The organism is Desulfovibrio simplex (assembly GCF_055387835.1).
The window spans coordinates 235,864-253,070 of record NZ_AP042377.1 but is presented as its reverse complement, the minus strand read 5'-3'; the positions used below and the strand labels follow the sequence as shown (position 1 = coordinate 253,070).

At 52.8% G+C, this 17,207-nt stretch carries 7 protein-coding genes; all 7 read right to left on the bottom strand.

Annotated features, from left to right (window positions below; translation table 11 throughout):
• Window positions 1-6: 6 nt before the first annotated feature.
• Entirely contained in the window at window positions 7-1,749 is a 1,743-nt protein-coding gene (locus tag ACZ5DH_RS00980; RefSeq protein ID WP_464255311.1) for an ABC transporter ATP-binding protein, read from the bottom strand.
• On the bottom strand, window positions 1,743-3,524 hold the full coding sequence (locus tag ACZ5DH_RS00975) for an ABC transporter ATP-binding protein (protein WP_464255310.1): 1,782 nt from the start codon (window positions 3,522-3,524) through the stop codon (window positions 1,743-1,745). The genes ACZ5DH_RS00980 and ACZ5DH_RS00975 overlap by 7 nt, the downstream gene beginning before the upstream one ends.
• Before the next feature lie 287 nt (window positions 3,525-3,811).
• Window positions 3,812-4,630 carry a 4'-phosphopantetheinyl transferase family protein gene (locus tag ACZ5DH_RS00970; protein WP_464256579.1) on the bottom strand — a complete coding sequence of 273 codons (819 nt, stop codon included), beginning with the start codon at window positions 4,628-4,630 and terminating at the stop codon, window positions 3,812-3,814.
• A 507-nt stretch (window positions 4,631-5,137) separates the two neighbouring features.
• The gene (locus ACZ5DH_RS00965; RefSeq protein WP_464255309.1) at window positions 5,138-5,953 is read right to left on the bottom strand and encodes an outer membrane lipoprotein-sorting protein; all 816 of its coding nucleotides are present in this window, start codon (window positions 5,951-5,953) and stop codon (window positions 5,138-5,140) included.
• A complete protein-coding gene (locus ACZ5DH_RS00960; protein ID WP_464255308.1) occupies window positions 5,953-7,083 on the bottom strand; it encodes a saccharopine dehydrogenase family protein in 1,131 nt (376 codons plus the stop codon). The genes ACZ5DH_RS00965 and ACZ5DH_RS00960 overlap by 1 nt, the downstream gene beginning before the upstream one ends.
• A 49-nt stretch (window positions 7,084-7,132) precedes the next feature.
• Complete coding sequence (locus ACZ5DH_RS00955; RefSeq protein WP_464255307.1) at window positions 7,133-12,631, bottom strand: amino acid adenylation domain-containing protein; 5,499 nt, start codon at window positions 12,629-12,631, stop codon at window positions 7,133-7,135.
• Window positions 12,628-17,202, bottom strand: coding sequence for an amino acid adenylation domain-containing protein (locus ACZ5DH_RS00950; protein WP_464255306.1), 4,575 nt, complete (start codon window positions 17,200-17,202; stop codon window positions 12,628-12,630). The genes ACZ5DH_RS00955 and ACZ5DH_RS00950 overlap by 4 nt, the downstream gene beginning before the upstream one ends.
• Between the last annotated feature and the right edge of the window lie 5 nt (window positions 17,203-17,207).

Sequence of the window (17,207 nt, the reverse complement as noted above, 5' to 3'; positions counted from 1 at the left end):
CGTCCCCTACCGCCCGAATTTCCAACCGCCAGTGCGTTGCTGTTCAGCCCAAAGGTGAGAATACAGGGCCTTGTTGGACAGCAGTTGCTCGTGTGTTCCGGCTTCGCTGACAACGCCCTTTTCCAGAACGAGAATCTGGTCGGCCTGAACGATGGTTTTCAGGCGGTGGGCGATGACGACGACTGTCTTGTTGCGAACGATGGCCAGAATGGCCTGCTGGATAAGGCGTTCATTTTCCGGATCAAGAGAAGCCGTAGCTTCGTCCAGAATGACAATGGGAGCGTTTTTCAGAACGGCCCGAGCAATGGAAATGCGCTGTTTTTCGCCACCGGAAAGGGTCGCCCCGCCTTCTCCGATAAGCGAATCATAGCCATTGGGCATTTTTTCTATGAACTCATGGCACCGGGCAACCTTGGCCGCTTCAATAATTTCTTCCATTGAAGCACCCTCTTTGCCGACGCGGATGTTGTTCGCAACGGTATCCTGAAAAAGGTACACGTCCTGAAAAACAACGCTGAAAAGAGAATTAAGATAGTCATTGGGGATATTCTTTATATCCACACCCCCAATGGTGATGCTGCCGGAATCCACATCCCAGAATCTGGGGATAAGACTGGTAATGGTGGTTTTTCCGCTGCCGGATGGCCCCACAAGGGCGGTCATGGTGCCGTGCGGAATAGAGACGGTTATATTATCCAGAACATTTTTGGTATTTTTTTCATGCAGATAGCTGAACGTAACATTGGAAAAGACAATGTCATGCCGTTCGGGCCATTGCGGTGACGGGCTTTCGGGAAGAGGCGTCGTCTCCAGAACAGCGGCAATGCGCTCTGCGGCAATGTTCATGTACCGCATTTCCGAGGCTATCAGGCCATAGTTGAGCAGGGGCTCATAAAATTTATGGCCAATGACCAGAAACAACACAAAGACCGGCACCTCGATACGCCCTTCTGAAAGCAGCCATGCCCCGAACACCAGCAGAGAGGCAAAGCCCACATCAAGCAGCGCGGAGAATGCCACCACAGGCGCACCACCTGCCCCTTCCAGTTTAATGCTGTCGTCGCGCAGGCGGCGCATTGTTGCGTCCAGGCGGGAAAAGTTTTTTCCCGTAAGGGAAAAAGCCTTCAGTACCTGCATTCCCTGCAAATATTCCAGCATTCGGGACATGGTTGCGTTTCTGGATGCTATCTGTCGCTTACCGAAATGGCTGATGACCCGTTGGGCAAAAAACAGGACGATAAAGGCCAGAATAACCGATATGAGGATAAGGCTGCTCATCTCGGTGTCGGCCATAAAGAAAAAGGTCAACAGCATCAGGGGCAGAATGAGGCAGGCCATTGCGTCCATATAGCTGTGGCTGAAAACCCCCTCCACCTTTGACATGTCCTGCATGAGCAGGCCGGAAATATCGCCGGGGTCCCGCTGTTTGAAAAAACCAAGAGGCAGTGTGCGCAGATGGTCACCAAGGCGCAAACGGGCCTCGGTTGTCATTTCAAAGGCGGAAATGTACCCCCGCACATGCACCCTGACGGCAAAAAAGATATTGAACACCATCGTGACGGCCATGAAAATAAAAAGGGCCACCAGACGGGAAACGGAAACCGCATCCTTGTCTTTAAGTAGTTCCAGAATGACAAGGAAAAGAATACCAAAAGGAATACCCCGCAGAATGAGATGCAAGGCATTCAATATGGTCAGGCCATAGAGGTTTCTCAGGTCGCCTGCTATGATGCGCAGAGATTTCAGCATGCCGCTTCCTCCGTTTTCAGGCTCCAGTCCTGAGCGCTCATATGGGCTTCCCACATATGGGCGTACAGCCCGGCTTGCGCCACAAGCTGCTCATGGGTTCCGCTCTGGACGACCTTGCCGCCGTCCACCACATAAATGCAGTCGGCGTCTGTAATGGTAGCCAGGCGGTGAGCGATTACTATAACCGTTTTACCCTGCATCAATTCAGCAAAGGCGGCCTGCATTCGGGCCTCGTTTTCGGCATCGGCAAAGGCTGTAGCCTCGTCCAGAACAACGACGGGGGAGTTTTTCAACATAATTCTGGCCATGGAAGCCCGCTGCTTTTCACCCCCCGAAAGGTGCACCTCCCCGCCTTCACCCACCCTTGTATCCAGCCCCCTGGGCATCTTTTCTATAAAGTCCAGGCATTGAGCGGCGCGTGCGGCCTTCATGATGGCCTCGTCATCCACCCCTTCCATACCCATACGGATATTTTCGCGCAGGGTGTCGCTGAAAAGAAAACCGTCCTGAAAAACGAAGGAAATGTGTTCCATAAGGTTCTGAAGGCGCACGGAGCGCACATCAACGCCTCCCAGCAGGATGGCCCCTTCCTGTATGTCCCACATGCGTAACAGCAGTTTTGCGATAGTGGTTTTGCCGGCGCCCGAAGGGCCTACCAGCGCCACCATATGCCCTTCGGGAATGGAAAGGTTTATATTATCCAATACCTTTGTTTCACCGTAGCCAAAGGAAACGTTTCTGAATTCTATGCTGGCATCCTTGGGTTCAAGCGGATGTTCCGGCTCGGGCAGGGGTTGTTCGGCCAGGATGGCCTCAACCCTGTCCAGCCCCAGAATCAGGTGGCCGAGTTGGGAACCCATTAGGGCCACTTTGAGAAGAGGGGTCATGTAACTGGCCCCCAGCATGAAAAAGAGAAAAAGGGTGGGCAAACCTATGTCGCCTTTGAGGTAAAAATACACCCCAAACGGCAAGATAAACAAAAGCCCGGATGAGGTAATCACAACAAATACAGCCCAGGCCGGAGCGGTACTCAGTGTGCAAAGCTCAATGAATTTTTTGTAATTCAGGGCGGCTTCTTTCAACTTGGTAAAAGAGGAAACCGAGTGGTTGAAAATTTTCACCACAGGCATGCCCCGCACGTACTCCACAATGGTGCCGTTCAGATCTTCCAGAGCCTGGTGGTATTTTTCGCGAAAATTTTCCTTGTTCCCCTTGGCGAAGGTGCGCTGTTGCAGAAAAAGGGCCAGCGGTATGGGCAAAAACGCTACCAGGGCCAGCTTCAGATTGACTGAGCAAAGATAAACCACAATGGACAGGGGCACGGCCAGGCCACTCACCACATCCGGGATATGGTGCGCAATAAAACTCTCCAATTCTTCCACGTCTTCGGTAAGCACCTTTTTGATGGCGCCTGCACGGCGGGAGGTAAAATACCCCATGGAAAGTCTGCCAAGGTGGGCGCATATCCTTGAGCGCAGGTTGTACAGAATATCAAAAGCGGCAATGTGCGAGGCCATAAGCGACGCCAAATGAAGAATGCCATGAACAATTGCCAGAACAGCCGCGAGCACGCCAAGCTTAAACACTTCGCTGTATTGCTCTGCCCCAAAATTTGGCTGCAACAGCATGCTTAATACCATGTATGTGATGATATATGGCGCAAGTGATATAATTGCGGCGGCAACGGCAATTACGACTGAAGCGATGAGATACAATTTCTTTTCACCACCAATCTGTAACAGACGGGCAATGGAAGAATTTTGACGGCTGTGCATGCATTTCCCCCTTGGGCATAGCTCCGTAGATGGACCTCAAAAGGCTTTGAGATGTATACGTCGCGGAGGGGATGGTCGCTAGCGATGGCGTCCATAATATTAGTGGCAGCTGCCATCAGTACAAAAAAATATTCCTGATGGCCGTAACTCCTTTGAATTCTGGAGGAGAGTGACAAACCAGCGGCGGGTACGCAGTTCATGGGGCTGGCTGGCGCGGGAGTAATTTTGCCGCGGGTGAAGCCTGTACCCCGGCGTGCGCCCCGGCTTACGGGCGGCATGAGACCACTCTATGCTTTTGTGATGACAGAAACGTGCAGTTCAAGCCCCGGAGCCTGGGCGGCTACGCCGCACTGGTATACGCCTGAACTCCAGACGTCGAGGCTCGTCCATCCTGTCGGCACCGCCACAGCTTGCCTGCAAGAATACCCGCTCTGCCCGTCACTGAAACCCGGTTCTCGATACTCCGCTCCTGTTGTTGCGCGGCAAGCCTCATCAGGCAGAGATGCGATCCAGTCCGAGCAACTCAGATCAACGCGCACCTGAAAACTGTCCAAGGGCAAGCTCAGCCCCTTTCCAAGAACTTTGAGCACGGCTTCCTTACGCGTCCAGCAACGATAAAACGCGGCAGCACGCTCGTTAGCTGAAAAATTGCGTATGTCCATGGCTTCTTGCGGGTGGAGCTGCATGACAAGAGCCATCAAATCCTGTAAAGGGAGTTTTTTTTGTACATCAATGCCGACGGACGCATCGCGGCAAAATGCCGCCCACACCATGCCCCCCGAATGAGAAATGGAAAAATGCACATCTGAGTCCTGGCAGCAGGGTTTGCCATACGGGTTCAGGGTAAATTCGGCAGTCAATGCTCTCTGGGCGGAGGCCTGTAGAACCCGCCGCACAAGCGCCCGGCCCGCCATGTGCCGGACTGCGTCCTCAGCATGCATGAACCGTGCGGCTTTGTGCAGCTCGTTGGCCGTGACGTGAGGGCGGCAGGCCTGAATCCACGAAGTGGCTTTGCCGACACACAAACCTGTGCACTGTATGATGCCGTGGGGTACCGCAGAAAAGCGACAGGCAGAAAAACCTGCCTTATGGATACGGGGCCGCATTGCGGGATATGAACAGACTGGCATGCCTTGAGGTTCCTTGCCCCGCCGGAATTGTGCACGACAGGAACCAGTACGCGAGGCTGGGTGTCAAATTCTGGTGCATGCGGCATGAAACCGGCATTTTTGTTCTATTAGACCACTTTAGAGCATTTTAACTTTGAAAAAGTGTAAATGTTCTAACGCTGCGCGAAAGTGCAGCGCGCCACAACATGGCGTGGATTCAGCCGAAAATCGTATTTTTCGGCTGAATGAAAACTTTGAAATGTGAAGCATTTCAACGTTAATCTGCTCTAGAGACAGCCCTGGACCGCTTTCGACAAATACCGCAGCATAAAATGCCTCCAGCTTCAGGGCTGGGACATCAGCCTGCCTCTCTGCCCCAGCCCTGCCTGGTTATCGCCTTTTTTCAAACCGGCATTCCCACGCCAGGGGAGCGGCGGGAGGAAGGCTCCCCCTCCCTCTTCACGCCATCCCCTGATGCGCCCACGGCGACGACTGCGCGGGCGTCTATTTTTTTGTCTTGTCTATTTTGATCAAATGCCCTTTGACCTTACCGGGGTCGAAAAGATCATCGGAAAGTCCTGTATCATGCTGTATATCCTGCAAAGAGTACTCCGTTACATGCGACTTCTGAACGTTCTCCATCCGTGTTTTATACACAGTCCAGTAGCCGTCCTTTTTGAGGATATCTGAGGTTGTCATTTTTTTCAGAAGTTTGCCTTCACGGTCATAAAAAAGGCTTTTCATATAGACGGAATTATCTTTATTCACCCATGTTACAACTTTAGAATACGCATGGTTTTCGTCTTTGGGCGTGGATTCAACGATCCAGCACGGAACACCAGAAATAACTTCTTCGCCGACGAGTTTATGGTTGTCTTCATCTGTTGAGCGCCAGCCCATTTCTTCATAGGTAAAATCCGAGCCGAGAAAACCCTTGTTCATGGCCGGGGCTGCTGTTCCGTCTTTTTTTTCAGGGAGGAACAACCATCTTTCGTCTTCCACGGAGGGGTCCCAGTTATCATACTGGAGAAGCCCCATCCCCTGAAGCTGCTCAGGTTCAGAAAAAGTTATAAGACTTTTTTTGTCTCTCCCGTATTCCTTTATGTAGTATTTAAAGGTCAAAACCTTTTTGGCGCCTTCACCGTTGGTGAGGGTCATAGTCATTATGCCGGTTCTGTCTTTTCCCTCAGGGCGGGTATACATCTTGTCCATAATTTCAGCGCCCGTCGGCCGGGCAGCATCAGCCATTGCCGGCAACACATCCGAAAACAACAAAGCCGCAAAAAAGGCAAAAAATATTGCAATATGCCTTACAACCATCAGATTTCTCCTTCTATGTTCGTAGATCCGGGTTTTTCCTCAATAATGCATGTTTCAGGAACTATTCCAGTTTCTTCCAAAAGCTCCATCACTCCGGCGGCATCAACAGCGTCATGAAAAAGGAAACAACCCGGTCCATGACCTGAACCGGCGAGTATTTTTTCAGCGCAGTGGGCGAGAACCTTGCCAATCATCTGATACGTGTCATCAACTCTCATGGTTGAGATGATCTTTCGCCTTTTGCCGTCTTTTCGGCCGTCCATTTTCACATGCAACATGAAGCAAGGATCACGCCCTTCCATGTCGCGGTTGACTGCTTCCATGAATTTTCTGCTTGATTCCTCAAGCTGCCCCGGTGTTGTGGCCTGGTTGAAAACCTGAATGTTGAACAGCGTCGCGAGGGTTTCTTTTCCCGTATAGGCATTGTAGGCGCGGGCTGTAGCTGCTGACAGGCGCTTTGCCACCTGAATGTATTCATGTGACAACGTGGGATATGCTTTAACGCGACCTACAGGCCTGGGGAGATGGTGTTCCTTTACCTCGGCCTTCCATTTTTTTTTCTGACCTTCATGCCAGTACACCATTCCTTCCGAACTCCCGTCATTCATACTGGCGATAAAGTCGTACGCGGAATTGAAAGTCGTTTTACCGCCGCCTGCGTGAAAAAAGTCCAAAGAAGACACTTCATCAAACAATCCTTCGCCCAGAAACAGCGGGTATATCGCGGAAATTCCCGGACTCAGGCCTGCGTAGAAAACAAACGTCAGCCCCTTTTCTTTTATCAGCCCTGATTTCTCCATGGCCTGCGCAAAAAGCTTCGCGTTGCCGCTGGGGTCAACGTAGTGGGCAGACGCTTCAAGAGCCTTTTGCGCAACCCTGTCAAAAATCAAGGCAGATGGCCCGGCAGCGTTAATCACCAGATCAGATGCCCGGCAAAATTCACCAAGAGATTCCGGGTCAAAAATGTCTGTTCTTAAAACCCGAACCCGCTCGCCGAAGGTTTCACGCACACGCTCCAGCACGGTCTGATTCCTGCTTCCAATCAAAATATCATGGTTGGTGCAGGCCAGCAGGCGGGCCACCGCATGCTGGCCCACCTGCCCCGAACCTCCTAGAATACCAATTTTCATAGAAGCTGTTCCTCACCATTCTGCACACTATGAAAACGCCGACGGCAGATCACGACAGAACGGAATTCAACTTTGACGCAAGAATGCGGATATTGGGTTCTTCCATGCACGTGAGGTGATTGCCGGGGATTTCATGAAGATGAAAATCTTCAGCAAGGCCGCCAAAATACTCCGACATATCCCGCTTGCCATAGAGGCACGCGTACTCAGCCATTTTTGGTTTGAAAAGGTGGACGCTTCCGCCGTATGGCCGGACCTTGTACAAGGGGAGACTCAGAGAACTGTGCCTGAAAATTTTGAAAGCCCTTTCAAAATCCTCGAAGGTAGAATCCTCACCGAAAGCCAGGCTTTCCTCCCTGGCAATGGCATAAGCTTTGCGAGACAGTTCCGGCCATTGCGTGTCGTCCAGAGAGAAGTTCTCTGCGAACAGCTTGTTGACGAACTCCGGGTTGACGACATCCGGGCTATGCTGCGCCAGCAGTTTCATGAATCCTGCAAGTCGGTCGCCGGTTTTAAGATCAACCCCGTTAGGCTGCAGAGAGAAACGGTATATCCAGGAAAACAGTTCCAATATCATAGAGTCGTCATCAATCATGAACGGGGTATGGGAACTGCTGATCAAGACCAGAGCCTTCACCTCTTGACCCCTTTGCCACAATTGCTGGGCAACTTCCCAAGAAAAGAGCCCACCCATGCAGAATCCGCCCAGGAAATAGGGGCCTTCCGGCTGAATAGATGTTATTTCCTCCAGATATTTCGCCGCCCAGCGTTCGACCAACTGCTCTTTGGCAATGTCCGTATATTCTTCGGCATCAACAATTTTGAGAGCGTAAAGAGGGCGGTCGGCCTCAATGTAATTGGGCAGCCGGGAGTAGACCGAAAGGTTGCCCGTGCCGTCATGAAAACAAAAGAAAGGAGTAAGCCTGCCATTTTCCTTAAGCCGCACAACAGGAGAGTTCGCTCCCTGCCGTATATCCTGATTGTGCTGAATTGATTCCACCATTCCGGCGATGGTTGGAAACTCCACCAGATTGCGGATTACAGGCTCCCAGTGAATGCTTGGGGCCAGTTGCTCCCGCAACCTCACGAGCATTTGGGAAACCAGCAGAGAATCCCCTCCCAGTTCAAAAAAATTGTCATTAATTCCTATGCTTTCCATACCAAGAAGGCTTTCCCATATGGCGGCAATCTGCTTTTCCAGCGAGTTGCGCGGGGCCGCATACTTCTGCCTGCGGTCAAGGTTGAGGTCGCCCAGCTTATGGAGCAGGGCCTTCCTGTCCAGCTTGCCGGTCGCAGTGAGCGGAAACTCCTTTACCGGCATAAAGAGCGAGGGAACCATATATTCCGGCAGCTTTTTACGCAGATGTTCTGTAATGACCGCAGGGTTGAAGAGCTTTTTCCGGGTGGCGCCCTGCGCAATCATCAGTTCCACGCCGAATATCTCAAACGACGCAGCCGGCGCGCCCACATACTCCACACGCTCAAACCCGTTGCCAAGCAGCACTTCACGCCACTTTTCCTTATGAAGGAAGGGGGAATTTCTTTTGATTCTGTAGTCGTCCTCAAAATTACTCAGCCCTGCAAGGAAGGACATGGTGATCATGAGCTGATTGGTGTCCTTAACGGGCTCGAAGATCAGGGCATACCCGCCCGGAGCCAGCAAAGACTGAAGATATTGGACGGTGGATTCCATGTTATATGCATTGTGCAAAACGCCGTTGGCGAGAATGACATCGAAACTGTCCGGCGAATATCCCTGAATAAACGGATCCTGGTTAATATCCAGAATGCCGTACTCAATAAAGGCAAATTCCTTGAATTTGACCTTTGCCTCGTTGGTAAAAAAGTTCGAAATATCAGTGTAGTTGTAAACGGTATTGTCCGGGTTCAGGACAGGAAGGATGGAAGCGGAGGCACTTCCCACGCCGGCCCCGACCTCCAGTATGCGTAGAGGCCTTTCTTTGTTCCAGTTTTGCGAAAGGTACGCCATGATGCTGCCGTAAACGGCATTGTAATGCTGGCTGACCAGATTGAGTTGGTAGGTTGTTTCCGCGGTTTCCCATGAACCGTCGGGAAAAAAGATGTTCAGAGGGTCAACGCTGCCCTGGAACAACCCGACCAGATTTTCCCCGCAAGAACGGATGTAGGAAAGCCAGATATGGATTTCTTCCCGGTTTTGGGGAATCCATTTCAAAAAGTTATCCACGTCCTGCCACAGGGAATTTATGGCATCGCCGGGTACGAAGGAGTTGGCCTGAAAAATCAGGCCATCCATTTCCTCAAAAACGCCTCTTTCAAGCAGCAGGTCTATCTGCCGTTTGAACAGCTTTTCATGCCGGAGATCCAGACCACTACGCAGGATCATGTCATCGCGGGAAAGGCCTTCAGTGGCGTCCACAAACAGGTTCATGGTCATGAACCCTTTGCAGACATACTGAAATGCCAGTTCCTCAAGCAGGGCCATGAACGATGTGGTGGTATCAAGGTCGCCAATTTCAGACGAATAAAAGGCTTGGGCATTGGCGGACTGCACCAGGGCCGCCATGGCTTGGCAAGCCTCCGTGGCATCGGCGGTGCTGATATCGTAAAAGTCTTCCGAATGTTCTGCGGCTACCTGCACGAAGCCAACCAGCTTTTTGTTTTCCCTGATACCCCCAACGGCTGCCACCACCGCTTCTTTCGCTGCGGGGTGGCTCTTGATGGCGGCCTCAATTTCCCCCAGCTCCACCCGGTATCCACGTATTTTTACCTGATTATCCTCCCTGCCCAGCAGTTCAATAGTGCCGTCCTGACGGTACCTTCCCATGTCACCCGTTTTGTACAGCCGTTCACCTGTTTCCGGGTGTACGATAAAGGCGGAAGCCGTCTTTTCCGGGTCGTTAAAATACCCCTGGGCCAAGCCCATACCGCCGATGTGAATTTGACCGACAACCCAGTCGGGACGGTCTTTCAGGCCTTGATCAAGAATACGCAGGTTCTGGTTTTCAAGCGGGGTGCCATAGGGTACGCTTTCCCAGGAGGCGTCCAGAGAACCGATGGGATGAAAAATCGACCAAATGGAAGCTTCAGTGGCTCCCCCAAGGCTGACAACTTCGGCGCCGGGAGCCTTCATTCTGACTTTTTCCGCCAGATCCAACGGAATCCACGAACCACTGAGCAGTGCCAGACGAATGGAGGAAATATCCATATCGGGCGCTGATGCAACGTAATCCACAACCATTTCCAGTAATGCCGGAACGGAATTCCACACCGTAACCCTTTCTTTGGCGACCAGTTCCGCCAGGTAGCTAGGGTCTTTCAGTTCTTCCGCAACGGGCATTACAAGCGTTGCCCCGGCGGCGAGGGTTCCAAAGATATCATAGACAGACAGATCGAATGAAAGGCTGGAAAGGGCCAGTACGCGGTCAGCCGGTGTGACGGCGAAACGGGCGTTGATGTCCAGAATGGTATTGACCGCCCCCTTGTGGTCAATCATCACTCCCTTGGGCAGCCCCGTGGAACCGGAAGTGTAGATGATATAGGCCAGGTCTTCGGGGAGGACATCAACCCCGGAAAAATGAGAGGGATATGCTTGAATTTCAGGAGAATCGACAGAGGCAACAGCAACGCTGGACGGCAGCGCCAGATTTCCGTCAGCAGATCTGGTGAGTGCCAGAGCCACGCCCCCATGCTCCAGTATGTGGGCCATGCGTTCTTCAGGAAGCCCGGGAGAAACGGGAAGATAGACAGCCCCCGCCTTGAGGATACCAAGCACCGCCGCAACCTGCTCCCAGCCTTTTTCCATAACCACAGCCACAAGGGAGCCCTTTTTCACGCCTTTGCCTGTCAGGAAGCCGGCCAGTTGGCTGGAAATGGCGTCAAGTTCCCCATAGGTCACAGCTCGGTCAGAGGCGACAACGGCCGGCCTGTCTCGCGCCTGATCAACCATGTCCGAAAACAGGCCATGAAGCGTCGCTTCAGGTCTGGCTGCTTCTGTGCGGTTGACGCGCCGCCGCACCGCCAGATGGCTTTCAGGCGTCAGCAGGGGGACTGCTGCTGAAAACAACGACTCCTGAACCAGCTGTTTCAGGTAGCGGCAATAGGCGGCAAACATTTCCTGAATCATGCCTTGCGGAAAAAGGCCCTCCACCACATCCCAGTTGAACTGAAGCGCCCCGTTGCTTTCCGTCACCTGATGGTCAATCCAGACCTGCGGTGTCTGGGTGATATTGTAAACAATCTTTCCAAGTCTGGAATATGCGGAGGCATTGTTCTCTTCCAGCGTGTCGTAGCCCAACACACTGGTGAACACCACGGGCATGAATATCTGCTCCCCATCCTTACGTTCACGTGCAAGTTCGCGAAGAACCTGAACGCCCCCGACGGACCGATGCTCCATATCTGCCCATAGCTGCTTCTGCAGGCGGTGCGCATGGTCTTCAAAGGTTCCCGGAAGGGAGGCATCCACTTCCAGCAGGTTGAGTGACGTAAAGTCACCAACAATATCATTTACTTGTGGATGAACAGGCAGCCTGTTAAACAGCGTCAGGTTGATGCAGAAATTTGGTTTCTTGCTCCACGTGCTGAGAATCTGGGAAAATGCGGTCAGCAAAATGGCTGAAGGAGTTATTTTTTTCTTTTTTCCCAATTGCTTGAGCGCCTGCCAAAGAGGTTTTTCCAATGCGGACGACAAACGGGTAAACGTGTTTTTTTCAAGCCCGCCTGACGATGCTTTCAAAGGCAAATCCGGCCCGGCAGGAAGGGTCGGCAGCCGTTTTTTCCAATACTCAAAAGCGGCCGTATGCTCCTTGCTTTTTTTCAGGCGTTCCCCGTGAAGCACATATTCGCGAAAGGAATACTCAAGGGGCGTAAACGCGTGCTCGGGCTCGTAGTACAGCTGTATCCATTCTTTAATGAAGATATTGATGCTCCATGCATCAGCCACCAGGTATTCAAACGTCAGATGCAGGCGCGTTTTACTGCCCGGGCACTTCACCGCCCGAATGTCGAACAAAGGCCACGCAGCAACGTCCATGACCTGGTGAGACATTTCCTCCCTGACACCAAGAACCGTGGCTTCGGCATCTTCGACCGCGGCGTTGGACGCATCAATAGTGCGGATTTCGTAATCCGGAACGTCATTCAGAACCACCTGCTGCCCGTCTTCCCTGATCACGGCCCTGAGCATTTCGTGACGCCGGACAATCTGCTTCCAGGCAAGCGCCAGCCGCGGGATGTCCAGATCAGGGCAATCCACCTCAATATAGTTGTGGCAAGAAACGCCACCAAGATCATAGACGTTGTTGCGCCCAATCCAGTAAGCCTGCTGTACCTCCGTCAGCGGGAACGGCTGGTTCCTGCCCTCGGGGCAAGCCCGCGTCTGTTCGGATTTTTCTCTGGATTCCGGCTCTTCCAGCAATGTAAGGATTTCTGCCTTTTTTGCTGATAACTCACCAAGCAAGTCCCCGTTCATTACATTTTTGGGAGCACTGAAACGGATATTTCCATTATCCTTCCATAATTCAACGTCATTACCCTTTAAATAATCAAGTAATTCCCTGGCATTCATACCAATCCCTCTTCCATTACAGGTTCTTGCTCAAACAAATGGGGGTTCTTGTCGATATGCCGCCCTAATGTAAAAATTGTGGATTTTTCAAAAACGGTTCCCAACGGAACCCGAATCCCGGTTCTTTTTTTCAGCTGAGTGGCAAGCATGTTCGCCAGCAGCGAGTCCCCCCCCATGCCGAAAAAATCCTCATGAATGCCGACGGATTCTATATTCAGGATCTGGCACCAGATTTCCGCCAGAAGCATCTCCGTTTCCGTTGAAGGAGAAACCATTGGCCGCTTGTCTTGCGGTAGAGCGTCAATGCAACCGGAAAGGCTTTTTCGGTCCACTTTTCCGTTGGGAGACAGAGGAATTTTGTCAATAAAGGCATAAGCACCCGGAATCATGTATTCGGGCAGCCGCTGCTTCAAAAAGTCGTTGATCCTGGCAATGCTCGGGGCAGTGCTTCCGGCAGGCATCCGCGCAAAAAATACGGCCTGCCCTATGCTCTGCCCGGTTGATTCATGGGCGGGGCAAAACCCTGCGTCCTCAAAACCAGCCTCCCCCAGAAGGGCTTTCCATCGAGGCGCCGGGAGCAAAGGAGTGTTTGTCTTTGCCCGCTCATCCGTAAAACCTCCAAAACCCCGCTCAAGAAAACCCGCAGTGATTAACTGAAGGCTTGTGTTGGCAGTGCCTTCGGAGAACAGGAGCACGCCGTTGGGGGCCAGCAGAGATTTCAGATGCCGAAGCAGCCCCGGTATGTCCTTGGCACGGTGGAGACTGTTGGCCCCCAGAATGATGTCAAACCCTCCCAAGGGCAGGTTCTGTTCTTCCGGGTTTCGCTCCGCATTGAATATTGCGTATTCCAGTTCGGGGATGTCCTTCAGATTTCTTCTGACCGTATTCATAAAAAACGGTGAAGTGGCGGACACGGTGTAGCGGATATTTTTGCGGTTCAGGCCTGCCAGAAAGACACGGGTGTCAGCTCCGTCTACAGCGCCGATTTCAAAAATGCGTACTTCCGCGCCTCTGGCTTGAATGAAGGCTTCCAGAGCGTTACTGAGCACGGCGGAGATTTCCCCGGCACCCGGCATGGCCCTGTTCAATGAACTGGGGGAGAGGGAGGCTGATTCCCGAAAAAACACTTCTGCCGGGTCGGCAGCCCCTGTGATGATGCTTTGCGCATGCCCCCCGCACTCACGGACGATTCTGGCCGCATTTTCCAGATACGGCTTCAGCCAGCCGACTCCCGCGAATTCTCCGGCGGGGATGCTTGCTGACGGATGCTCAGGAAAAGGTTTGTCCCTGAAGAACACACCCTCCTCCTTCATGTTCAACCACCCCTCCCGAACCAGGAGTGAAAACCACTGTTGGACGAGGGGATGAAATTCAGGCTGAATGTGATGCCGCAAGGTCAGTTCATCCAACCTTACGGACTCCCCAGCACCGGCAAACAGCCCCATCTCTTTGCACACACGGGCGATCTCCAGCACAGTAATCTGATGCACCCAACGGACGAAGTCCGATAAACCTTCACGGTCAAGGGAGGCCAGAATGTTCTCGTCTGCCTTCATGACGCCGTTGACCAGGGCGGTGAAGGGCGATGCGGTTTCTGCGGCGTCTTCAGCAGGGGCATGGCATTCCGGCTTATTCTCCACTACCACGCCAGCAATAATCTGCCTGCTCTGATTTTTATCCTCGGAAACGGCGACAACAGCATCAACGACTCCAGGATACCGCCGCAGGGTTGCTTCAATTTCTCCCAGTTCGATCCGGTGCCCACGTATTTTCACCTGCGCGTCCTTCCGCCCGCTGAACATGATGTCGCCATTGGGGCGATAAAAACCCAGGTCCCCAGTTCGGTAAAGCCGTTCGCCTGTGACAGGATGCAGGATAAAGGCCTGCCGGGTTTTGTCTTCGTCCGCCCAGTAGCCTTTTGCCAGACCGCTACCCGCTATATACAGATCTCCCACGACCCAATCAGGACAAGGGTCCATCGTCGGATTCAGGACATAAAAACGCTGATTGGCAAGCGGGCGGCCATACGGAATGGCGCACATATCGAAATCATTTGAGGATATCGGGTGAAAAATAGACCAGATGGACGCTTCCGTGGCCCCGCCAAGGCTGACGCAGGCCACAGGGTTGAACAGGGAGTGAATCTTTCGCACCAGTTGCGTTGGTATATGGTCGCCACTCAAAAGAACCAGCCGTAGCGCCATGTCCGTAAAAGCAGGATCGTCTGCCCCCTGCGCCTCCTGAAGCAGCATCTCCATTAACGCCGGCACGGAATTCCAGACGGTGATTTTTTCCTGCTGCATCAATTGCAGCCAGTGGCCGCTCTCTTTTTGCTGACCGGCTTCGGGCAACACCAGGGTTGCGCCCGCAGCCAGAGCCCCAAAAATGTCGTAGACGGAAAGGTCGAAATTCAGACTGGATAATCCAAGAACAACATCATCCCGTCCGACATTGAAACGGCGGTTGATATCGACAATCGTATTAACCGCACCGGCATGATCAATCATGACTCCCTTGGGCTCACCCGTTGAGCCGGACGTATAGATCACATATGCAAGGTCTTCTTTTTTACCCCGTTGCGAAACAGGCTGCGCATCACGCAGAGGCAGGGCATCTATCGCAATGCCGGTCACATGCCCGGGCATGCGCTCAAGGAGACTGCTATGGGTCAATACGATGTCAACATCGCCATGTTTCAACAGGTGGCGCAGCCGCAGTTCCGGAGTCGCAACATCAATGGGAAGGTAAACCCCGCCTGCCTTGAGGACACCGAGAACACCAACAACCTGCTGCCATCCCTTTTCAAGAACTACGGCCACATGTTGCTGGCTCTCCAAACCCTTTTCACGCAGCACATGCGCCAGGGAATCTGATTTCTGGGCCAACTCCCCGTACGTCATGGTTATGAAGCCGTTTCTTATGGCAATATGCTCGGGATTTTCAGCAACACGGTCTTCAAACAACTGGTGAAGCAGGCGCTCTTCCGGTGCTGCCGTGGTATTGTTGACCATATCCCGCACTGCAAGCTGTTCCGGCGGGGCAGATATGGAAGCTTCACTCCCCCATGCCGACGTATCTCGCGCAAGGTCGTGCACAAGATCTTTGAAGCGCTCAAACATGGACTCCAGCATTTTTTCCGGAAACAACCCTTCCACGTAATCCCAGGCCAGCATCAGCGCGCCATTGAGTTCGCCAAGCTGAAAGTCCAGCCAGACCTGAGGGGTCTGGGTAATACTGTAGGTCATGTTGCCCACGCCAAAACCCTCTTGCGCTTCCAGATCATCCCCCCCCAAGCCAATGGTGGAGGTGAAGACAACAGGCATGGAAACCTGGCCGCCGCCGCTTCCGGACATCTCCCGAAGGACGTTGACGCCGTCAAAGTATCGGTGTTCCAGGTCCATCCACAGCCGGGCCTGAATATCTCCGGCCCTGCGGGCGAATGTTTTTCGCTCGCGCACATCCACTTCGAGAAGATTCACCGTGGTGAAATCTCCGACAACGTCCATAATTTCAGGATGGAGAGGCAACCGGTTGAGAATGGTGAGGTTGAGCGAAAAATGCGCCTGATTGCTCCAGGCACCCAGAATATCGGCATACACCGTCAAAAGGGCCACGGAAGGCGTTACACCGTGAATTTGAGCCTGCTGCTTCAGGGCGCGCCAGTCTTCGGGGTCAAGCGTAAATCCAAATCGGGAAAAAGAGGGAGCCTTGATGCCTGAAGGGTTTCGGGCGAGAGGCAATACGGGGGCCGGCGGCAGGGATGGCAGCCGTTCCAGCCAGTATGTTCTGGCCTGCTGGTACGGCAGCGATGCCGCCATGCCCCGCGTTGCCACCACATAGTCCCGAAAGGAAACAGAAAGCGCAGGAAGAGCCCGCTGAGGGAAGTTGTACAGCGCAAACAGCTCCATGAACAAAATCCGGATGCTGTAAAAATCGGCAATGAGCATGTCTATGCAGATAAGAAGGCGGAGCTTTTCGCCCTCCGTGAATACGATGTTCAGGTCGAACAGCGGCCATTGTTCCGGATTCATGACCTGATGGGACAGAACAGTGCGCAATTCTTCCAGCTTACTGTCTCTCTGCGCCGGGGAGAATTCCCTCAAGTCCAGCTCAGGAATGGTATACGCAGGCACTTCCTCCAGTATCCTCTGGTTCCCTTCCTCGTCGAAAACGGCTCTGAGCATTTCGTGCCGTTGTATCAAGGTCTGCCATGCCTCGGTGAGCCGCTGGGCGGAAAGAGCTTCACCTTCAAACTCAAAGTACGCCTGGCAACTCAGGTTACCGAGCTCAAAAAAACCTTGACGACCAAGAAGGTACGCACTTTGCAAACCTGTGACGGGGAAAGGCTCGTGGCGGTTTTCAAGGTCGGGAGCAAGTGTTTGCAGCAATGCCCCCTCACGCTCTTTCCTGGCCCGGATAGCAGAGAGAATCTGTGGCAGGCTGTCAGAAATACGGGTCAGTAGCGCCTTGGCATCCTGTCCTTTTTTGATCCGGTACCGAAGCTTTCCATCGTCTTCCCACAGCTCCACGCCCTGTTCGGAAAATTCTGTCAAAATTGAATCTTTCTCCATTGATC